The organism is Pseudomonas sp. p99-361 (genome assembly GCF_003935475.1).
In the GTDB taxonomy this organism is placed as follows: Bacteria; Pseudomonadota; Gammaproteobacteria; order Pseudomonadales; family Pseudomonadaceae; genus Aquipseudomonas; species Aquipseudomonas juntendi.
Genome location: NZ_RHQO01000003.1, coordinates 32,281 through 52,476, shown reverse-complemented (window position 1 = coordinate 52,476; position 20,196 = coordinate 32,281). Strand labels below are relative to the sequence as shown.

19 protein-coding genes and 1 pseudogene are annotated in these 20,196 nt (G+C 63.7%); 10 read left to right on the top strand and 10 right to left on the bottom strand.

Annotated elements, in window-relative coordinates; translation table 11 throughout:
- Positions 1–5: 5 nt before the first annotated feature.
- Genes EGJ22_RS02405 through EGJ22_RS02390 form a run of 4 tightly spaced genes read right to left on the bottom strand, consistent with a single transcriptional unit; the run spans position 6 to position 4,627 of the window.
- Positions 6–1,733 carry an FAD-dependent oxidoreductase gene (locus tag EGJ22_RS02405; RefSeq protein ID WP_050492241.1) on the bottom strand — a complete coding sequence of 576 codons (1,728 nt, stop codon included), beginning with the start codon at positions 1,731–1,733 and terminating at the stop codon, positions 6–8.
- Between the two features lie 41 nt (positions 1,734–1,774).
- Positions 1,775–2,095 carry an NIPSNAP family protein gene (locus EGJ22_RS02400; protein ID WP_029887308.1) on the bottom strand — a complete coding sequence of 107 codons (321 nt, stop codon included), beginning with the start codon at positions 2,093–2,095 and terminating at the stop codon, positions 1,775–1,777.
- Positions 2,080–3,813, bottom strand: a complete 1,734-nt coding sequence (locus EGJ22_RS02395; protein ID WP_029887307.1) for an FAD-dependent oxidoreductase — start codon at positions 3,811–3,813, stop codon at positions 2,080–2,082. Before EGJ22_RS02395 ends, EGJ22_RS02400 begins: the two co-directional genes overlap by 16 nt.
- A gap of 4 nt (positions 3,814–3,817) precedes the next feature.
- Complete coding sequence (locus EGJ22_RS02390) at positions 3,818–4,627, bottom strand: shikimate dehydrogenase (RefSeq protein WP_029887306.1); 810 nt, start codon at positions 4,625–4,627, stop codon at positions 3,818–3,820.
- A 153-nt stretch (positions 4,628–4,780) separates the two neighbouring features.
- Here EGJ22_RS02390 and EGJ22_RS02385 point away from each other — a divergent pair.
- Positions 4,781–5,551: pseudogene (locus EGJ22_RS02385) on the top strand (IclR family transcriptional regulator C-terminal domain-containing protein).
- Positions 5,552–5,575: 24 nt separating this feature from the next.
- Here the strand turns inward: EGJ22_RS02385 and EGJ22_RS02380 are convergent.
- Complete coding sequence (locus EGJ22_RS02380) at positions 5,576–7,426, bottom strand: ABC transporter ATP-binding protein (protein ID WP_029885747.1); 1,851 nt, start codon at positions 7,424–7,426, stop codon at positions 5,576–5,578.
- A gap of 391 nt (positions 7,427–7,817) precedes the next feature.
- Between EGJ22_RS02380 and dapA the strand changes: the two genes are divergently transcribed.
- Together dapA and EGJ22_RS02370 are read left to right on the top strand one after the other, a co-directional pair.
- Positions 7,818–8,684 (top strand): 4-hydroxy-tetrahydrodipicolinate synthase, encoded by an 867-nt coding sequence (gene dapA, locus EGJ22_RS02375; RefSeq protein WP_029885748.1) that lies wholly within the window; start codon positions 7,818–7,820, stop codon positions 8,682–8,684.
- Positions 8,685–8,815: 131 nt separating this feature from the next.
- Entirely contained in the window at positions 8,816–9,709 is an 894-nt protein-coding gene (locus tag EGJ22_RS02370; RefSeq protein WP_029885749.1) for a LysR substrate-binding domain-containing protein, read from the top strand.
- A 10-nt stretch (positions 9,710–9,719) separates the two neighbouring features.
- On the opposite strand, the gene EGJ22_RS02365 is transcribed toward EGJ22_RS02370, so the two are convergent.
- Positions 9,720–10,589 carry a DMT family transporter gene (locus EGJ22_RS02365; RefSeq protein ID WP_029885750.1) on the bottom strand — a complete coding sequence of 290 codons (870 nt, stop codon included), beginning with the start codon at positions 10,587–10,589 and terminating at the stop codon, positions 9,720–9,722.
- A 122-nt stretch (positions 10,590–10,711) separates the two neighbouring features.
- Between EGJ22_RS02365 and EGJ22_RS02360 the strand changes: the two genes are divergently transcribed.
- From EGJ22_RS02360 to EGJ22_RS02345, 4 genes are all read left to right on the top strand, one after another.
- On the top strand, positions 10,712–12,094 hold the full coding sequence (locus EGJ22_RS02360) for a PLP-dependent aminotransferase family protein (protein ID WP_029885751.1): 1,383 nt from the start codon (positions 10,712–10,714) through the stop codon (positions 12,092–12,094).
- 159 nt (positions 12,095–12,253) lie between these two features.
- Positions 12,254–13,465 carry a chromate efflux transporter gene (gene chrA / locus EGJ22_RS02355; protein ID WP_029885752.1) on the top strand — a complete coding sequence of 404 codons (1,212 nt, stop codon included), beginning with the start codon at positions 12,254–12,256 and terminating at the stop codon, positions 13,463–13,465.
- 122 nt (positions 13,466–13,587) lie between these two features.
- On the top strand, positions 13,588–14,157 hold the full coding sequence (locus EGJ22_RS02350; protein WP_029885753.1) for a TetR/AcrR family transcriptional regulator: 570 nt from the start codon (positions 13,588–13,590) through the stop codon (positions 14,155–14,157).
- Positions 14,158–14,217: 60 nt separating this feature from the next.
- A complete protein-coding gene (locus EGJ22_RS02345; RefSeq protein WP_029885754.1) occupies positions 14,218–14,694 on the top strand; it encodes a nuclear transport factor 2 family protein in 477 nt (158 codons plus the stop codon).
- 55 nt (positions 14,695–14,749) lie between these two features.
- On the opposite strand, the gene EGJ22_RS02340 is transcribed toward EGJ22_RS02345, so the two are convergent.
- Entirely contained in the window at positions 14,750–16,240 is a 1,491-nt protein-coding gene (locus EGJ22_RS02340) for a PLP-dependent aminotransferase family protein (protein ID WP_050492190.1), read from the bottom strand.
- A gap of 91 nt (positions 16,241–16,331) precedes the next feature.
- Between EGJ22_RS02340 and EGJ22_RS02335 the strand changes: the two genes are divergently transcribed.
- The 3 genes from EGJ22_RS02335 to EGJ22_RS02325 are packed head-to-tail and all read left to right on the top strand — an operon-like array spanning position 16,332 to position 17,966.
- Positions 16,332–16,814: a GNAT family N-acetyltransferase gene (locus tag EGJ22_RS02335; protein ID WP_029885756.1), complete on the top strand. Its 483-nt coding sequence runs from the start codon at positions 16,332–16,334 to the stop codon at positions 16,812–16,814.
- A 31-nt stretch (positions 16,815–16,845) separates the two neighbouring features.
- Positions 16,846–17,520 carry an FMN-dependent NADH-azoreductase gene (locus EGJ22_RS02330; protein WP_029885757.1) on the top strand — a complete coding sequence of 225 codons (675 nt, stop codon included), beginning with the start codon at positions 16,846–16,848 and terminating at the stop codon, positions 17,518–17,520.
- Complete coding sequence (locus EGJ22_RS02325) at positions 17,517–17,966, top strand: carboxymuconolactone decarboxylase family protein (protein ID WP_029885758.1); 450 nt, start codon at positions 17,517–17,519, stop codon at positions 17,964–17,966. Before EGJ22_RS02330 ends, EGJ22_RS02325 begins: the two co-directional genes overlap by 4 nt.
- A gap of 52 nt (positions 17,967–18,018) precedes the next feature.
- Here the strand turns inward: EGJ22_RS02325 and EGJ22_RS02320 are convergent, their stop codons facing one another.
- Genes EGJ22_RS02320 through EGJ22_RS02310 form a run of 3 tightly spaced genes read right to left on the bottom strand, consistent with a single transcriptional unit; the run spans position 18,019 to position 20,170 of the window.
- Positions 18,019–18,489 carry an arsenate reductase ArsC gene (locus tag EGJ22_RS02320; RefSeq protein ID WP_029885759.1) on the bottom strand — a complete coding sequence of 157 codons (471 nt, stop codon included), beginning with the start codon at positions 18,487–18,489 and terminating at the stop codon, positions 18,019–18,021.
- Positions 18,490–18,517: 28 nt separating this feature from the next.
- On the bottom strand, positions 18,518–19,801 hold the full coding sequence (locus EGJ22_RS02315; RefSeq protein WP_029885760.1) for an arsenic transporter: 1,284 nt from the start codon (positions 19,799–19,801) through the stop codon (positions 18,518–18,520).
- Between the two features lie 21 nt (positions 19,802–19,822).
- Positions 19,823–20,170, bottom strand: coding sequence for a metalloregulator ArsR/SmtB family transcription factor (locus EGJ22_RS02310; protein WP_029885761.1), 348 nt, complete (start codon positions 20,168–20,170; stop codon positions 19,823–19,825).
- Positions 20,171–20,196 lie beyond the last annotated feature (26 nt).

Here is a 20,196-nt window from a genome sequence, read left to right as displayed (position 1 = left end):
CGGCTTTAGGCAGCGTTGAATGGCGCTGGCAAGGGATGCAGCAGGTCGGGCAAACCCGCCCCGGAACTGCTCAACGCCATGCCAGCGATATAGCCAAAGGTCATGCCCGGCCCCAGGGTAATACCGCCGCTCGGGTAGTGCCCGCCCATCACGCTGTGCATATCGTTGCCCACCGCATACAGCCCGGGAATAGGCTGCGCCTGATCGTTCAGCACCCGGGCCGCCGCGTCTGTCGCCAGGCCGGCAAAAGTGCCAAGGCTGCCGGGCAACAGCTTGACCGCGTAGAACGGCCCGTTCAGCAGGGGCCGTAGCGAGGGGTTGGGCCCGTGCAACGGTTCCCCTTGGGCGCGGTTATAGGCTGACGCGCCGCGGCCGTAAACGGGGTCCAGGCCCTGGGCCGCATGCTGGTTGAACGCCGCCACCGTGCACTGCAACTGCGCCGCATCGATGCCACAGCGCTGTGCCAGCTGGGCCAGGCTGTCGCCCTTGTGCAAGTAGCCACAGCGTTGGTAGATGCGGGTGGGGAACGGAAAGGGTTTGGCCCAGCCAATGCCATAGCGCCGTTGCGCGGCATGGTCGCAGATCAGCCAGGCCTGCGCCGGCTCGCCCTGGGGGGTGGCGGCGAACAATGCATTCATGAAGTCGTGGTAGCAATCGGCCTCGTTGGCGAAGCGCCGGCCATCGCTGCGTACCGCAATGAAACCGGGTTTGGCGCGGTCGACCAGGTGTGGAAAGTGGCCATGACTGCCATCGCGGCGTGGCACCTGCGACACCGGTGCCCAAGCCCCGGCATGGTCACCGCAGCTATGTACCTGGCCACCGGCCTGTTCGCCCAGGCGCAAGCCGTCCCCGGTGTTTTCCCGGGGCGCGGCAGAATAATGCTGGTGACCCTGCGGCGCATGCGGCACCAGTTGCGCAATACGCTGACGATCATGCGGAAAGCCCCCGCAAGCCAGCACCACGCCACGGCGCGCGTGAATCACCTGGCCGTCGGCAAACTGTGCGCCGCCGACCCGGCCTGAGCCCAGCAGGCGCGTGGCCGCTTTGCCGGTCAGCACGGTCACGCCCAGATCGAGCGCACTGCGCAGCAGGCGTGCCACCAGCGCGTTGCCATTGACCAGCTGCTGGCCGCGACGGTGCAGCAGCAGATCGCGGCCATGGCGCAGCAGCCGCCTGCCGACATGCATGGCCGCCTTGGGCGAGCGGGTGGCGTTGAAGAAGGCGGCCATGTCGGCGCCCCCGGCAATGCCCATGCCGGCCAGGCTGACGATGTCCAGCGGCGGGCGCAGCTTGTGCAGCCAAGGCCCCAGCCGGCGCCCGTCGTAGGGCAGTGCGCACAGCGAGCGGCCGCCGTGCGCACTGCCGTCACCTGCGTGCATGTCGGGCATGCGGCTGCCGCTTTGAAACTGCACGGCAGTGTGCCGCTGGAAAAACGCCACCATTTCCGGGCCGTGGTGCAGAAACGCCAGTTGGCGCGGATCCAGTTCACTGACATGGGTTTGCGCGCGCAGGTAGCGCTCCGGGGCGTCGCCTGCCTCGACGATGCCCTCGGCAACTGCCAGCGGGTTGCGGGGTATCCACAGCCAGCCGCCCGACCAGGCGCTGGTGCCACCCAGGTGGGTGGCCTTGTCGGCGATGATTACCTGCTGGCCATGGTGCGCGGCAGTCACGGCGGCCGCCAGGCCAGCGGCACCAGCGCCGATGACCAATACGTCGCATTGCAGAGGTTGCATGGCGTTGTTCCGTAAGGGCGGTGAGAAGGGGTGTGCAGGGTTTACTGCAAGGGCGAAAAACCGGTTGGCCGCATCAACCGTGAGTGCAGGCGCACGACTGCCCCCAGCTCCCGGTTGCGCCGCGAGAATTCCGCCCAGCGTGGGTCCGCCGCCATGGCCGCCCGGCGCGCCATGCGCTCGTCCAGGCTGCTATAGCCCCAGATATGCACCACCTGGTTGACGTCGCCGAACTCGCTGGTGAAAAAGCCCACCAGGTTGCCCAAATGTTCGCTTTGCACCTCCAGCGCGTGGCTCTGGTACAGCGCGAGCCAGTCGGCCATTTTCAGGGGGTCGAGGGTGTAGGTTCTCAGTTCGTAGTACATGCTGGGGTCTCCATGGGGGTGCTGGGCGCCTGCAGGCGCGCAGCGATGTGGTTGGCAGCGAGCCAGCCGAACGTCAGGGCAGGGCCCAGGGTGATGCCGGGCCCGGGGTAGGTGCCTTTCATCAGTGAGTTCATGTCGTTGCCAACCGCGTACAACCCGGCGATGGGCTGACCGTTGCGGTTCAGTACATTGGCATCGGTGTTGGTGACCAGGCCGCAGGCCGAACCGAGGTCGCCGGTGTGGAGGCGGATGGCATAGAACGGCGCGCGGGTAAGCGGCGCCAGGCAGGGGTTGGGTTGGTGCTGCGGGTCGCCCATGTAGCGGTTGTAGCTGTTGCCGCCTTTGCCGAACGCACGGTCGGTGCCCGTGGCGGCATCACGGTTGAACTGCTCGAGGGTGCGGGCAAGCCCCTCCGGATCCACACCGATGGCCTCGGCCAGGGCTTGCGCTGTGGTCGCCCGGTACAGGTAGCCGGCGTCGACCAGCGCCTGGTTGTTCACGGGGCTGGGCCGCGCCAGGCCCAGGCCGTAGCGGTGCATCGCCTGGCCATCACAGACCAGCCAGCAACTGCTGATGCCTTTGGCGAACATGGTCTGCACGAAATGGTGGTATGAGTCGGATTCGTTGACGAAGCGCCGGCCGCTGGCGTCTACCGCAATCACGCCCGGTTTGGCGCGGTCGGTCACCAGGTGCGGGAAACGTTCGTGGCGACCGTCGGCATGGCGCAGTTCGGAAACCGGTGCCCAGAAGAAGTTCGCCGCCAGGCCGTCGCCAACCGCGGCGGCCACTGCCTGGCCAAGGCGCAGTGCGGCACCGTCGTTGCTCGGCGGTGACATGCTCAGGTGCGCGCCCGCTTGCGCTGGGCGGTAGCTGGCGGCCAGCGCGCCAGCGGCGAACCCACCCATGGCGCACACCACGCCGCCACGGGCCATTACCCGTTCGCAGCGCCCGTCACGCTGTACCACCACGCCGGTGACCCTGCCGCGCTCGGTGATCAGCTCCACGGCTTCGCTGTTCAACCACAGTTGCGTGCCATGGGCGAAGGCGCTGGTGGCGAGCCGGGCGACCAGTGCGTTGCCGGTCGTGAGCCGCGTGCCGCGCGGGTGCTGCAGCCTGTCCCGCCCATAGCGGGCCAACAGCTTCAGGCAGTGCCACAGTGACCGGGGCGAGCGGCGCATGCTGAGAAAGTGCTGGATGTCCACGCGGTTGACCATCATGCCGCCGAACAGCAGCATGCCCGGCGGTGGCATCTGCAGCGCTTTGAAATGTGCACCGAGTCGCCTGCCGTCGTATTCGACCATTTCCAGCGCGCGCCCAAACTCGGTGGCACCGGGGGCGTGCGGGTAGTAATCCGGCGAGTGCGGGCGCAGGGAATAGCGCAATTCGGTGTGTTGCTCCAGCCAGCGCAGCGCCTGGTGACCTTGCTCGATAAAGGCGTCGGCCAGGGCTGCGTCGTAGCCTTCACCAATCACGTGTTTGAGGTAGGTGCGCATGGCCTCGGGGGAGTCTTCGGCCCCCGCCACGCGCGCCTGGTCGGTGCCGTATAGCCACACGGCGCCGCCAGAAATGGCCGAAGTGCCACCGAAGTGCCCGGCCTTCTCCACCACCAGCACTTTCAGCCCACGGTAGGCGGCCGTAACGGCGGTGGCAAAGCCGCCGGCGCCACTGCCCAGCACAACCAGGTCGTAGCTATGTGAAGCTGCTTCATGAGTCGCCATGGCTTCAGATCTCCAGCGGCGTCACGCCCATGAAGGCGCCCAAATGGCCGAGTTGGGCAAAGGCCATTTCCGGCCCTGTCTGGATCTTGCAGCCAACCTGGCGGGCGCGGTTGAGCAGCGGGGTGATTTCGGGCGCAGTGACCACGTCGGCTACCAGGGTTTCGGGCAGCAAGGTGGCCAGCAAGGCGGCGGACAATGGCAACTCGGCACGGCTGCCCATGCCTACCGGAGAGGCATTGGCCAGCAGGTCGAAGCCTTCGAGCCCATTGAACGCGGTGTGGACCGTGAGCCCGGGGAAGGCAGTGCCAAGCAGGTCGCACAGTGCGCCCAGGCGCTCGCTGCTGGGGTCGCTGAGGGTAATACTGGCGATGCCGGCCTCGCCCAAGGCATAGGCGATGGCGCTGCCGACACCACCACAGCCAATCACCAATGCACGCTTGCCCGCAGGGAGGAAGCCGTGCTTGCGCGCAGCCCCGAGAAAGCCGGCGCCGTCAACGTTGTCACCCAGCAAACGGCCGTCGCGCTCGCGGCGCACCACATTGACCGAGCCCAAGGCCGCAGCGCGTTCGCTCAGGGCATCCAGGCGCTTGGCCAGGGCCTGCTTGTACGGCACGGTGACCACGCAACCGCGCAGGTTTTGCCAACCGCGCAGGGCACCGACAAAGCTGTCCAGCGCTGCCCCGTGCAAGTCGATGGGCAGCATGGCGACATCGCGGTGGTGGTTGGCGAACCAGGTGTTGAAGTTTTCCGGGGACTTCACCTGGGCGATGGGGGCACCGACGATGGCGACCAGTTCAGTGGAACCACGAATCATGCTGACCTCATTATTGGCGTTGTTGTGGCGCCAAGGTTGAGGTAGTCAAACGCAGACAACAATGCGCTTGGCGGCAAGTTGATGCGATAATCGCAGCCATGCTCCGGTTATCGCATTGATCGGCCCGATTAGCTTCCAGCACTGAGGTAAGGCATGCCCACCCCCGTCATTCATCCCCGCGACCTTATCGCCGGCCTGCAAAAGGGCCTGGCCCTGATGCAGGTGTTCAGTGCCTAGCAGCCGCGCCTCAGTGTGCCGCAAGCCGCCCGCCTGTCAGGTCTCACCCCCAGCGCTGCGCGGCGTTTTCTGCTGACCTTGGTGCATGAGGGCTTCGCCCAGACCGACAGCCGTGAGTACTGGCTTACGCCCAAGGCCTTGCGCCTTGGGCAGGCCTATGTCGACTCGGCGCAATTGCCGCGCATGCTGCGGCCGATCATTGAGCAGGTAGCGCGGCAGACCCAGGAGCATGTGTCGGTAGGCACCCGCGATGGGGACGAAATCATTCACCTGGTGCGCAGCCGCTACAGCCATGTGGCGTCGTTATCGATCCGGCCAGGTTCGCGGGTGCCGATGTATTGCACGGCCGGGGGGCGGGTGTGGCTGGCCTGGCTGGGGGAGGGCGCGCAGGCTGAATACTTTGCGCGCAACGCGCTGCAGGCGTTGACGCCGTATACCCAGACTGACCCTGTGCTGCTGCAGGCCGAGCTGCAGCGGGTGAAGGCGCAAGGGTTCTGCATTGTCGACCAGGAATATGAAATCGGCATGCGCGTGCTGGGTGTGCCGTTGCTGGACCGCGCCGGCCAGTTGCAGGCGACGCTGACCATTACCACCCACGCCTCACGCTTGAGCATGGATGAAATCCGCTTGCGCTATCTACCGGCCCTGTACGAGGCCCAGGCATTGTTGCGGCCGGTGCTGGGTTGAGCCCAGCACCGCAGGCCGCCGGGTCTACAGGGCGTCGGCCATAACTTGGTCTTCGCCCAGAAAGCCGCCACTCTGGTGCTGCCACAGCCGGGCGTAGGCCCCTTGCTTGGCCAGCAGTTCGGCATGCGTGCCTTGCTCGATGATGCGGCCCTCATCCATCACGATCAGCCGGTCCATGGCCGCGATCGTCGACAAGCGGTGGGCAATGGCGATGACCGTCTTACCCTGCATCATTTCATCCAGGCTCTCCTGAATCGCCACTTCCACCTCCGAGTCCAGCGCACTGGTGGCTTCGTCCAGCAGCAGGATGGGTGCGTTCTTCAACATCACCCGGGCAATGGCAATGCGCTGGCGCTGACCACCAGACAGCTTGATGCCGCGCTCGCCCACCAACGTGTCGTAACCACTGTTGCCCTGGCGGTCGCTGAGCTGGTCGATGAACCCGTCGGCCTGGGCATTGGCGGCGGCGGCGCGGATCTGCGCGTCGGTCGCATCCGGGCGGCCATAGGCAATGTTGTCGCGAATCGAGCGGTGTAGCAGTGAGGTGTCCTGGGTGACCATGCCGATCGCACTGCGCAGGCTGTCCTGGGTGACCTTGGCGATGTTCTGCCCGTCGATGCGGATTTCACCTTGGTCCACGTCATAGAAGCGCAGCAACAGGTTGATCAAGGTGGACTTACCGGCACCCGAGCGCCCCACCAGGCCGACTTTCTCGCCGGGGCGTATGTGCAGGGTCAAGTCGTTGAGCACCTGGCGCTCGCCGTTGTAGTTGAAACTGACCTGGTCAAAACTGACCGCGCCGCCTTTGCTCACCAGCGTGGTCGCATCCGCTGCATCCTGCACCTTGGGGCCGCGGGTCAGGGTGCCCATGCCGTCCTGTACGGTACCGATGTTCTCGAACAGCGAAGTGATCTCCCACATGATCCAGTGCGACATGCCGTTGATCCGCAGGGCCATGGCAGTGATCGCGGCTACCGCACCGGCGCCGACCTCGCCCTGGTGCCACAGCCACAGTGCATAACCGCCGGCGCCCATGATCAAGGCCACGACCAGCGCCTGGTTGACGATTTCGAACAGGCTGACCAGGCGCATCTGGCGAAAGCCGGTCTGCTTGAAATCCTCCATGGCGGCACGCGCGAAATGCGCTTCACGGTTTGAATGTGAGAACAGTTTCACCGTGGTGATGTTGGTGTAGGCGTCGGAAACCCGCCCGGTCATCGACGAGCGGGCGTTGGCCTGTTCCTGCCCGACCTTGCCCAGGCGGGGGACGAAATAGAGCATGGCCAGGCCGAACAACAGCACCCAGGCAATGAAGGGCAGCATCAGTTTCAGGGCAAAACCACCGGCCAGGGCGATGATCGCGATGAAGTACACGCCGATCCCGGGCAGGATCTCGATAAGGGTGAACAACACGTCGCGTACTGCCAGTGCTGTCTGCATCACCTTGGTGGTGACCCGGCCAGAAAATTCGTCGGAGAAGAACGACAAGCTCTGGCGCAGCATCAGCCGATGGAAGTCCCAACGCAACCGTAGCGGCAAATTGATTGCCAGCACCTGGTGCTGAACCATGGTGCGCAAGGCCACCAGCCCGACGCTGACCACCAGCACGATACCGATGCCCCACAGCACGCGGCTTTCCTCGGGGCTGACGGTGCTGCCCGCCTGCCAGGCGGCCAGCAGGTCCACTACCTGGCCAAGGAAGGCGAACAGCCAGGCCTCATAGACCGATACCCCGGCACTGAGCAATGCCAGCACCAGGATGTAACCACGGGCGCCGCGCGTACAGGCCCACATGAAGCGCAACAGCCCCATGGGCGGCGGCGGCACCTCGTCGGGCGGGAAGGGGTCGAGCCTGCGCTCAAAAATACGAAGCATGCTTGTCTCCGGGCATCTGCTTTTGCGTAACCGGTAACCATACAGCACTGGGCGCAATCCGCCTGCCAATAGACACCTGCGGCGCACATTCGATCAAGCCGGCGGGCTTGACAGGTGTCTGCTTCCCCTCCCATTATCCAGCCATCTCCACGCAACGGGCTTGCCAGCATGTCCATGACCAACCACGCCATCTTCGCTTCGGGCTTCAATGCCCAGGCTGGTGCGTGCGTTGCCGTTGCCAAGAAATCCAAGAAACAGCCGCTCATCTGACCGAGGCGCGCTGTCTCGTCAGGTGGGCTGACGAGACAGAAGGCGCCAGGCAACCCCGCCCGACTCCCTCCACTCTTCGCCCTGCTGACGCTGACTTTCGGTCAACATCAGGAGTTTTTGCATGTCGAATTTCCGTGGTATCTGGATCGCCCTCGTCACGCCCATATGCGCGAATGAAATCGACTTCGCCGGGCTGGAAAAGCTGGTGAAGCATTTGCTCGAAGAGGGCGTGGCCGGTTTTGTGGTGTGCGGTACTACGGGCGAGGCTGCGGCGCTGTCCAAGGCCGAGCAACTGGCGGTGCTGGATGCCGTGCTGGGCTGGGTTGAGCCGGGCAGGGTGGTGATGGGGTTGTCGGGTTACAACCTGGATGAACTGCTGGCCTTCCAGGCGCAGGTCCAGCAGCGGCCGCTGGGCGGGCTGCTGGTTCCCGCACCGTGCTATATCCGCCCTTCGCAAGCGGGTATCGAAGCCTTCTTCCACACCGTCGCCGATGCAGCCCGCGTGCCGGTGATCGTCTACGACATACCTTACCGTACCGGCGTACGCATCGAGCAGGAAACCCTGCGGCGTATCGTGCGCCACCCGCGCATTGCTGCGGTCAAGGACTGCAGTGGCGACCTGGAAACCACCCTGGCGCTGATCCAGGACGGTAACGCCCAAGTGCTGGCCGGTGAAGACCTGCAGATCTTCAACAACCTGTGCCTGGGGGGCGCGGGGGCCATTTCGGCTTCGGCGCATGTGCGGGCGGACCTTTACGTGCGCATGCTGCGCCAGGTGGACGCAGGTGACTGGGCGGCCGCGCGCGGCACTTTCTACCAACTGCTGCCATGGCTGAAAATGGCCTTTGCCGAGCCCAACCCGGCTGTGGTCAAGGCGGCATTGATGTTGCAGAACCTGATTGGCGATGAGGTGCGCGCCCCTATGCAGGCGTGCACGGCGGCGACCCGGGGCAAGCTGCAAGAGGTGCTGGCCGCACTCGGCGCCTGAGCCAGGGTATCTTCACGGGGGCACGGGGAGTAGCATCGGCCCCATGCGCCTTCACAGCGTCCAGGTTTTCGACCTGGGGGCTGTGTCAGAAGGCATCACGCCCCCCTCGACCCGGTAGCCTTGCCACAGCCATGCCAGACGGTTTCCCAGCGTTGCCCTCGCTTAACGCGCTACGTGTTTTTGAAGTGGTCGCTCGCCACCTGAACTTCCGGCTGGCGGCCGAGGAGCTGGGCGTGACCCAGGCCGCTGTTGCGCAACAGGTACGCGGGCTGGAAGCGAGCCTTGGCCTGCGCCTGTTCGAGCGCCTGCCCCGCGGCCTGGCGCTGACCGATGCGGGCCTGGGCTACAGCGCCAGCATCCGCAACGCCCTGGCCATGATCGATGAGGCGACGCGCCTGCTCCGGCCACAGGCTGCCCACCTGACGGTCAGCGTGACCCCGACCTTTGCCTCGAAATGGCTGATACCCCGGCTCGGCGCGTTTGCCCAGCGCCACCCAGACATCGATTTGCGGGTGTTGGCGACCGATCGGTTGTCGCACTTCGGCACTGACAGCGTGGATGTTGCCGTGCGCTATGGCAACCCGGACGTCGGCGCGGGGCTGAACAGTGAACGGTTGATGGAGCAGCGGATTGTCGCGGTAGCCCGCCCGGCCCTGTTCAAGGGGGCCCACGCGCCTACTAGCTTCGCGCAATTGCAAGCGTTCGTCATGCTGCACGACGCCCACGATTTCTGGCCCAGGTTCCTGGCCGAGTTGTTCCCCCAGCACGGTCAACCCAGCGCCCGGAATCTGCGCTTCAACCAGACCTCGCTGGCTATCGACGCCGCCCTCAGCGGGCAGGGCATTGCCTTGGCCAGCCTGGCCTTTGTCAACGAGGACATCGCCGCTGGCAGGCTGAGCCAGGTGTTCGACCATGAATTGCGGCTCGACAAGTCGTTCTACCTGGTATGGCCACGCAAGCTGCAGCAACCCAAGGCGCTTGGTACCGTGCTGCAATGGCTCAAGGACCAGGCCGGCCCTCGCTGAGCCGGTTCGGCTAGTGGGCGTACTTCCTTGCCCCGGCGACACATATCACCGCCCCCAGCGTGACCACCAGCATCATCCAGCTGACGTGTTCGTGCAGCAACAAGGCTGCCAGGCCAAGCCCCATGAAGGGTTGCAGCAGTTGCAGTTGGCCCACGGCCGCAATGCCACCCTGCACCAGCCCCCGGTACCAGAACACGAAGCCGATCAGCATGCTGAACAGGGACACGTAGCCAAAGCTGAACCATGCAGGCGCGCCTGCCCCGGCCAACACATCCGCGGTTGGCAGGTTGGCGATGGTCAGCAGCAGCATCAGCGGCAGCGCCACGATCAAGGCCCAGCTGATCACCTGCCAGCCCCCCAGCCTTCTGGAAAGGCGCGCGCCCTCGGCATAACCCAACCCGCAAACCAGCACCGCCGCCAACATCAGCAGGTCACCGCTTGCCGACGCTTCGGCGCCATTGAACAATGCGTAGCCTGCGACCAGCCCGGCACCTGCAAACGAGAACAGCCAGAACAACGGCCGCGGCCGCTCCCCGCCACGCAGTACGGCAAACCCGGCGGTGCACAGGGGTAAAAGCCCCACGAACACGATGGAGTGGGCAGAACTGATGTGCTGCAGGGCCAATGCCGTCAGTAGCGGAAACCCGATCACCACGCCCAGTGCGGTCACGGCCAACGGCAGCAAGTCAGCGCGTTGCGGGCGAGGCTGCCTCAGCAAGATCAGTACAAGCGCACCCAGCAGGCCGGCGATGGACGCCCTGGCGCAGGTCAGGAAGGTGGGCTCGAAAGCCGCCACAGCCACCCGTGTTGCCGGTAAAGAGCCGGCAAAGATGGCGACGCCGATAAACCCATTGATCCACCCGCTTGTTGTTTTTTCCATGGCCATACCCTTCGTTCATTCAGGCCCCAGTACAGCACCGACAACACGAGGAAGGCCATGTACAATCCAGTACAGTTGAACCGAACTGTTATGCCTATGAAACCAGTACAGTCGAGGGTGTGATGAGCCGGAACGGAACGCGGATTGATGCGGTGATGGGCGAAATAAAATCGCGGATAGCCTCGCGAACCTATACCCCTGGTGCCAGAATCCCCTCGGTGCGGGCCATGGCGCGGGCCCTGCAGTTGTCGGTGTCTACCGTGCTGGAAGCCTATGAACGGTTGATGGCCGAGGGGCTGCTCAATTCCCGCCCGGGCTCCGGCTTTTACGTCGCCGGGCCGGTCGCGCCATTGGTGCTGACCGAACTGGCGCCCAGGCTCGACCGGGAAGTGGACCCGTTGTGGATCTCGCGCCAGTCCTTGGAAACTGCCAGCGACGCGATGAAACCGGGGTGTGGTTGGCTGCCTGCCGCCTGGATGTACGAGGCGGGCATGCGCAAAGCGTTGCGCACCCTGGCGCGTTCCGACACCGTGAAGCTGACCGACTACGCCTCACCGCTTGGGCATCCGCCGCTCAGGCAGTTCTTGTCGCGGCGTTTGGCGGGGACCGGGATCGAAGCCCCGGCAGACCACATCATGCTCACCGAGTCCGGCACCCACGCCATTGACCTGATTTGCCGCTTTCTGCTGCAGCCGGGTGACACGGTGCTGGTCGACGACCCGTGCTATTTCAATTTCCACGCCCTGCTCAAGGCGCACAGGGTGAACATCGTCAGTGTGCCCTACACGGCGGTAGGCCCGGACATCGAGGCGTTCGGTGCTGCCTTGCGTGAGCATGCGCCACGGTTGTACATCACCAATGCCGGCATTCACAACCCGACCGGCGCCAGCCTGTCGCCGGTCACGGCACACCGGCTGCTGAAGTTGGCCGACAGCTCCAGCCTGGTGATCGTGGAGGACGAGATTTTCGCGGATTTCGAGGCCACGCCGGCGCCTCGCCTGGCGGCCTTCGACGGGCTTTCGCGGGTCATCCAGATCGGCAGCTTTTCCAAGACCATCTCCGCCTCCATTCGCTGCGGCTACATTGCTGCGCGTGGTGAATGGATCGAGAGCCTGGTCGATCTGAAGATTGCCACCACCTTCGGCGGTGGCCGCCTTGGTGCAGACATCATTTACCAGGCCATTACCGACAGTGGCTACCGCAAACACATGGAGGGTGTTCGCCAGCGCCTGGCCCAGGCAATGACCACAACGGTCGCCAGGCTGCGCGCCCTGGGCATCGAGCCTTGGATAACGCCCCAGGCAGGCATGTACGTGTGGTGCCAGTTGCCCCACGGGAAAGATGCCGCCACGCTGGCCAAGGCCTGCTTGAGCGAAGGCGTGGTACTGGCCCCTGGCAATGCATTCAGCCAAGCCGGTACTGCCGGTGATTTCCTGCGTTTCAACGTGGCCCAATGTGCAGATGACAGAATCTGGGACGTGTTGGCGCGGGCGTTGCGCGGTTGAGAGGTCTAGGGCCCGGCGCCATCCCCGTTGCCCGGCCGGGCGGTGACCCGTAAGGTTCAGTGGCATCTGCTTCATTAGGTCGCAATGCCAGGTTCATGCTGTGGCGTTCGGATTTTGGATTATCGTTTGGCGCAATCGCCAGTCATGGATCAAACGAATATGAGCGATACCCTCCAGGCCGACCGTAGCCACTGGGCTGTTTTCCTGATTTTTTTGCGATTGGGCCTGACTTCGTTTGGCGGCCCCGTCGCACACTTGGCTTATTTCCGGGATGAATTCGTTGTGCGTCGACAATGGCTAAGCGAGCGCAGTTATGCGGATTTGGTCGCCCTTTGCCAGTTTCTGCCCGGGCCTGCAAGCAGTCAGGTCGGCATCACGCTTGGGCTGAGCCGCTTGGGCTATGGCGGTGCACTGGTTGCCTGGATGGGCTTCACCCTACCGTCGGCGATTGCCTTGATCCTCTTCGCTCAGGGCCTGGCCAGCTATGGCGATGCGGTGCCCACCGGCGTGTTGCATGGTTTGAAGGTGGTAGCGGTGGCGGTAGTCGCACAGGCGGTATGGGGTATGGCGCGTAATGCGTGCACCGATGCACCGCGTATGGCCATCATGGCGGCAGCCACTTGTTTCGTGCTGCTGCTGCCGTCCGCTTTAGGGCAAGTGGGCGTCATTGGCGTTGCCGCACTCATCGGTCTATTGCTGTTCAAGCCCCAGCCAGGGGCATGCCATGATTCACTGCCCATCAGCATTCGCCGTCGCGCAGGCTTATGCTGGCTCGCCTTGTTCTTGACCTTGCTGCTGGGCCTGCCGCTCCTGGCAACGTTGTTCCCCGGTCAGATGCTGTCGATGCTGGACGCTTTCTATCGTTCCGGCTCGCTGGTCTTCGGTGGCGGGCATGTGGTGCTACCGCTATTGGAGGCGCAAGTCGTGCCATCTGGGTGGGTCGACAAAGACGCATTCCTGGCTGGCTATGGCGTGGCTCAAGCCGTACCAGGGCCGCTTTTCACCTTCGCAGCCTACCTTGGCGCCTCGATGAACCAGGCGCCCAGCGGCTGGGTGGGGGGCCTGATCTGCCTGGTGGCGATTTTCGCGCCTGCGTTCCTGCTCGTTGTGGGTGTCTTGCCGTTCTGGCAGCGGCTGTTGCGCAACAGCGGCACCCAAGCGGCACTGCTGGGCATCAATGCGGCAGTGGTAGGGCTATTGCTTGCCGCCTTGTATCAGCCCGTATGGACGAGCGCGATTCGCGCCCCACATGACGTTGGTCTGGCCCTTGTGGCGCTGGTTGCCTTGATGTTCTGGAAATTGCCGCCGTGGCTGGTTGTACTCGGCAGCGGTGGCCTGGGCTGGCTGTTGGATATCGCCCTGACAGGCTGATTGCTGATGTCTGCAATCGCGGGGGGATTGCCCGGAGCTTTGCGTCAGTGCCCCGCTGCCCTGAAAACATAAATCACCGAAAGGTGCTTGACCGGAGAGAACGATCGTTCTACATTGGCCCCATGAGCAGACCAACGATAGATCACAAAGACCAGATCTTGGCGACCGCCGAGAAACTCATCTACGAAAACGGGATTCATGCAACGGGCATGGATTTACTGGTGAAAACTTCGGGCGTGTCGAGAAAGGGCATCTACAACCACTTCGCCACCAAAGATGATATTGCCGCTGCGGCCTTGGGTGCCCGCGACGTACGCTGGATGCAGTGGTTCAGGACTGAATGCGATAAAGCAGCCACGCCCCACGCTCGCATACTGAGCATGTTCACTGTGTTGAAAGGCTGGTTCGAGTCGGATGGTTTTCGCGGTTGTGCATTCATCAACACGGCAGGCGAGGTCGGGGACCCTGAAGATCCCATTCGCCAGATCGCCAAGTTGCACAAGCAGAAACTCCTGGACTACACGCTTGAACTGGCTGAGCAATTGAATGTTCGGCAACCGTTGGTCTTGGCCAGGCAGTTGTTTGTCCTGATCGAGGGCGCGATCACCACGGCGCGTGTCATGGGGGATTATCACGCTGCTGATGATGCCATGGAAGTTGCGCAACTTTTGCTGAAAGAGTTTGCGCCCTGACGTTTGAATGCCTGAAGTTGTAATCACACTTTGCTGCCCAACTCGACTGGAGTCATGATCATGTCCAATGCCCAAACTCGGCCGCCACTTCCACCTTTTACCCGTGAAACAGCCATCGAGAAAGTTCGACTCGCTGAAGATGGCTGGAACAGCCGCGACGCGGAGAAAGTCTCGCACGCCTATACGCTGGATACCCAATGGCGTAACCGCGTTGAGTTCGCCACCAACCGCGAAGAAGCGAAAGGTTTCCTGGCCCGCAAGTGGAAAAAAGAGCTGGATTATCGCCTGATCAAAGAGCTCTGGGCGTTTACCGATAACCGCATCGCCGTGCGTTACGCCTACGAGTGGCATGATGATTCCGGTAACTGGTTCCGCTCCTACGGTAACGAGAACTGGGAATTCGAAGCGGATGGCCTGATGCACCGTCGCTTCGCCTGCGTTAACGATATGCCTATCAAGGAAAGCGAGCGCAAGTTCCACTGGCCATTGGGCCGCCGCCCGGATGACCACCCTGGGCTGAGCGAGCTCGGGCTGTAAGTGATCTTCCGCCTGAGCGTCTTCGTCGGCGAGCTAGCCCTGCCCACAGAACGCATCAGGGCTCACGGTTGTTTGCCAGAAGATTTGCAGCCGGTGCGAGGGGCCGCGGCGAGTGGCTTAGCTTCTCGCTGATCAATGCGCCGAGCTGCTCGCCCTGGGCAGCGCTGGCGCAATTGGTGAAGCTCAGCAGCAGCCCTGAACGGCGGGGAAGCGCCAGATGCCAGGGCGACAGGGCCTGCACCGCGAACCCCTTGGCCAGCAATTGCTCCGCCAGGAGGGTGTCGCTTACCCCCTGCGGCAGGCGCAGCAGCAAGTGCATGCCGCCTGGGGACCGCTCGACATGCCAACCTTTGGGCAAACTCCGCTCCAGTGCGCCGAGGGTCAAGGCCCGGCGTTCGTTGTAGAGCCGGCGCATGCGTTGGATATGACGGGTGAAATGGCCCTCGGCAATGAACTGCGCCACCAGGGCCTGGGTCATCGAGGGTGAACCGCCGGAAAACAGTGCGTGGGCGACCCGCTCGAAGGCTGCAACCTGAGCCAGGGGCACCACCAGGTAGGCCAGGCGGATACCGGGGAACAGCAATTTGCTGAAGGTGCCCGCATACAGCACCCGCCCATGGCGATCCAGGCTGGCAAGCGGCGGGAGCGGGCGGCTGACATAGCGGTACTCGCTGTCGTAGTCGTCCTCCACGATCCAGGCCCCGGTGCTGGCGGCCCAGTCCAGCAGCAGTTGCCGTCGCGGCAGCGACAAGGCCATGGACAGGGGGCTCTGATGGCCCGGTGTGACCATGGCGACCTGCGCCGCCCTGGCGTTGGCGATAGCCTGCTCGACATTCATGCCCTCGGCATCCACTGCCACCCCCTCCAGTTCAAGCCCGAATTGGCGCAGTACCTGGCGCGTGACCGGATAACCCGGGTCTTCAACCCAGGCACGCTCGCCGTTGCGCAACAACGTCTGCGCCACCAGCGACAGGCTGCTGCGCCAACCGCTGGTGATGAACACCTGCTGGGCCGTGCAAGCGATGCCGCGCGACATCTGCAGGTACGAGGCAATCGCGCTGCGCAGTGCTGGCAGCCCGAGGGGCGGCGGGTAGTCCAGGTCACCCGGCTGCATCCCGCGCAGGTAGCGAGCACCCAGGCGCGCCCAGATCTTGCGCGGGAAGGCATCCATCGCTGGCAAGCCCAGTTGAAATGGCAAAAGCTGTGGCGGGCGCTGCAGGGCGTCCGTGTCCTCGGGACCATCACTGGCCGGGGGCTGTACTGTCGCCGCGGCTGCGGGCGGGCGCAGCTCAGGGTTGACCACGGTGCCTTTCTGCTTAAGGGCCAGCAGGTAGCCCTCACTGGTGAGCAACGAATAGGCAAGCTCGACGGTGCCACGTGCCACCCCCAGCTCCTTGGCCATGGCCCGCGCAGACGGCAAGCGGTCACCCGGCGCCAAGGTGTCTGCTGCTATCGCGGCGAGCACACGGTTGTAGAGTTGCCGGTAGAGCGGCGCGGCGGAGCGCTCACCGAGCGGTGCGAAGGATGGAGAAGAAAAGGTCATCATGGCCTAGTTCATATACCCTTTCTTGGCTCATTCAAATGGGTTGAACGTGGTTCATCATAGCCCCGTCACCCATCGAGCGAGCTTTGCCACCATGACGTTCACCCCGACCCCCTCAGTACCGCGCGAGCTTGACCTGGCAGATTCGGACTTGCGCCATCTGGACGGCGAGAATGACCTGCATCTCGCGCTCCCGGTCATGCAGCAACTGCGCCCGCACCTGGCTGGCGAGGCCGACTTCATCGGCCGCGTCCAGCGTATGCGCGCTGAAGGCTATCGGCTGCTCGGGGGCTTCGACTCAGGCCAACTCGTGGCGCTGGCAGGTTACCGCCTTCAGGAAAACCTGGTCTACGGGCGGTTCCTGTATGTGGACGACCTGGTCACCGCCGAAACGCAGCGTGGCCAGCAGTGGGGCGCACGATTGCTGGCTGCCTTGCAGCGGTTGGCCCAGGCCACGGGGTGTGCGCGCCTCGTGCTCGATACCGGGTTGGCCAATACCCGCGCCCAACACTTCTATTCCCGTGAAGGCCTGCACAACAGTGCCACGCGCTTCCAAAAACAGTTCGCTGCGCCTTGAGCGGCAGCACGTCTCTCATCGAGGTAACTTCATGACGTCGTCAGAGCAGCCCAGGGCGCCTTTGCGCATTCTTCGCCTGATCGCCAGCCCGAACGGTCAGGCATCAGAAAGCTTCAAACTGTCCCAGCACATTCTGCTCGGCTTGGCCGTGCAGGCTGGCAGACGCGGTATCCAGGTCACCGATTTCGACCTCAATGACCTGGCGCCCGTCGACGCCGGATATGCCCAGGCCCTGGCCAACCCGGAAGGGCCTGAAGCCGTAGCGCAAGACGGCACATTGAACCGTTCCGACGAACTGATTGGCCAGTTGCAGGCCTGCGACCTGCTGCTGATTGCCACGCCAATGCATAACTACAGCGTGCCAGCACCGCTCAAGGCCTGGATCGATCACGTGGTACGGGTCGGCATCACGTTCCTGAGCACCGCGGCAGGCAAGGTGGGCACGGTGGTGGATCGGCCGGTTTATGTGGCCGTAGCCTCCGGGGGCTACATCAGCGGGCCGAATGCCCGCCAACCCGACTTTCTCCGGCCATACCTGTCCGCCGTACTTGCCACGATTGGCCTAAAGCAGGTCAATTACTTCACCCTCGAGGGCACCGCCAGAGGGGCGGAGTTTCTGCAAGCGGCCAGGGCCACTGCACAGGCTGAAGTGCAGGCGTTCTTCGCCGCTTCTTCCAAGCCGCTACCGCAGGGGCAACACGCATGAGTCGCCTGAACTGGTTTACCGCATCGCCTGGGGCCGCCAAAGCCCTCACTGGGTTGCATCAGTTCGTGGCAACGCAGACCGATCTACCGGCACCCTTGATTCATCTGGTTTTTCTGCGGGTGTCTCAACTCAACGGTTGTGCGCACTGTATTGACCTGCATTCGCGTGATCTGCTCAAGACCGGCATGTCGGTGGATAAACTGCTGTTGGTGCCGGTCTGGCATGAAGCGCACTACCTGTTCTCGGCGCAGGAGCGCTCGGCCCTGGCCTGGGCAGAGGAAGTGACCCGGGTCAGTGAGACGCATGTATCGGATGAGGCCTACGCCGCCGCGTCGGCCGCGTTCACAGAAAAAGACCTGGTCGAGCTCACCGCGGCCATTGCCGCGATGAACGCGTTCAACCGCATGGGTGTCAGCTTCCGCTTGCGACCGGCCGCAAAAGCGTGAGGGTTGGTGGCAGGGGTTCAGGCCTGTAGCGGCGACCTCCTGCCCGTGATGCTTAAAGCGTACCGATGCGAGCCAGCGCTTGCTGGAGCTGATCGCGTTGCAGCGTGTCGAAGGGCAGGGCGAAGAATGCTTCGCAACGGGCTGTTATCCGCGCCAACGTGGCGTGGAAAGCCGCGTCGACGGTCGCTGCATCGCCCTCTACATCGGACGGGTCCTTCAGGCCCCAGTGCGCCTTCAGTGCCGTGCCGAAGTACACCGGGCAGGCTTCGCCGGCGGCCTTGTCGCACACGGTGACCACGATGTCGGGCGGGCACCCCTCGAATGCCTCGTTACCCTTGCTGCTCAGGCCCTGGGTCGAAATCCCGGCCTGCTGCAGGGTGGCCAGGCTGCGAGGCAACACCTGGCCCTTGGGAAAACTGCCGGCACTGACGGCTTCAAAGCCGTCAGGCGCCAGGTGATTGAACACGGCCTCGGAAAGGATGCTGCGGCAGCTGTTGGCCGTGCACATGAACAGAACTCGCATGGGGGCTCCTCCGCTTGCTGGCGGACTATCAGAGGCTAAGGCGCAGTGCCAAAGCCGAAAGGGTGATCAACAGCACGGGCAGGGTCAGCAAAATGCCGACCTTGAAGTAGTAACCCCAGGTTATACGCACGCCTTTGCGCGCCAGCACATGCAGCCAGAGCAGTGTTGCCAGGCTGCCGATAGGGGTGATTTTCGGGCCCAGGTCGCAGCCAATCACATTGGCGTAGATCATCGCCTCGCGCACCAGGCCTTGCGCTTCGCTCGCCTGGATCGACAACGCGCCGACCAGCACGCTGGGCATGTTGTTCATGACCGAAGACAGCAACGCTGCGATCAACCCGGTGCCCAGGGTGGCACTCCACAGCCCTTGTTGCGCCAGGCGGTCGAGCAGTTGGGTGAGCATGTCGGTCAGGCCGGCATTTTTCAGCCCGTAGACCACCAGGTACATGCCGAGCGAGAAAATCACCACCTGCCAGGGGGCCTCGCGCAGCACGCGGCGGGTCGCAATGCGCTGCCCGCGCGCGGCGACCGCGAACAGTAGGGCGGCACACACGGCTGCCACTGCACTGATCGGGATACCCAGTGGCTCAAGGGCGAACAGGCCCACCAGCAATGCCAGCAACACCCAACCCCCGACCGTGAAGGTGGCACGGTCGTGGATCGCTTCGCCGGGCGTTTTCAGGGCTGCAACGGTGTAGTGCTGCGGTATGTCACGGCGAAAGTACAACGACAGTACCACCAGCGTCGCGGCGACGCTGGCCAGGTTCACCGGCACCATCACCGAAGCGTACTCGGCGAAGCCCAACCCGAAGTAATCGGCCGAAACGATGTTCACCAGGTTGGAGACAACCAGCGGCAGGCTGGCGGTATCGGCGATAAAGCCGGCGGCCATGACGAAAGCCAGCGTCGCAGCCGGCGAGAAACGCAGTGCCAGCAGCATCGACATTACGATGGGGGTGAGGATCAGCGCCGCACCGTCGTTGGCGAACAGGGCCGACACGGCAGCACCGAGGAGTACGCAAAAGGCGAACAGGCGGTAGCCGCTGCCATTTGCCCAGCGCGCCACATGCAGGGCTGCCCATTCGAAAAAGCCGGCTTCGTCGAGCAGCAGGCTGATGATGATGACGGCGATGAACGTGAACGTGGCGTTCCAGACGATGCCCCAGACCGCCGGGATGTCGTGCAGCGAAACGGCACCTGTGGCAAGGGCGATGACCGCGCCGAGCGCGGCGCTCCAGCCAACGCCAAGCCCTTTGGGCTGCCAGATGACCAGGGTAAGGGTGAAAACGAAGACTGCAATGGCGACCAGCATAGGGTTCTTTCTCGTTGTTGATCAGCAGCAGGCAGAGCCCCGGACAGGGCGGCCATCCATGTTCTGCAGGCGTTGGGTGTTGTGTGCCAACCATTGCTCGTTGGCCTGTAGCGTCGCCTGCAGAACCGCGTTGACCCAAGTGGGCAGGTCCGGGTTGAGGCGGTAATACACCCATTGCCCCTGGCGTCGGTCCAGCAACAGGCCACTGCTGCGTAGCTGGGCCAGGTGGCGGCTTATCTTCGGCTGGCTGTCGTTCAGCGCGCACATCAACTCGCAGACGCAAAGTTCACCCAGGCTGGCGATCAGCAGGGTGGCGCGGGCACGGGTTTCGTCGGCCAGGCATTTGAACACTTCAGGTGGGGTAATCATGGCAGGGTCTTTACATATGGAAATCC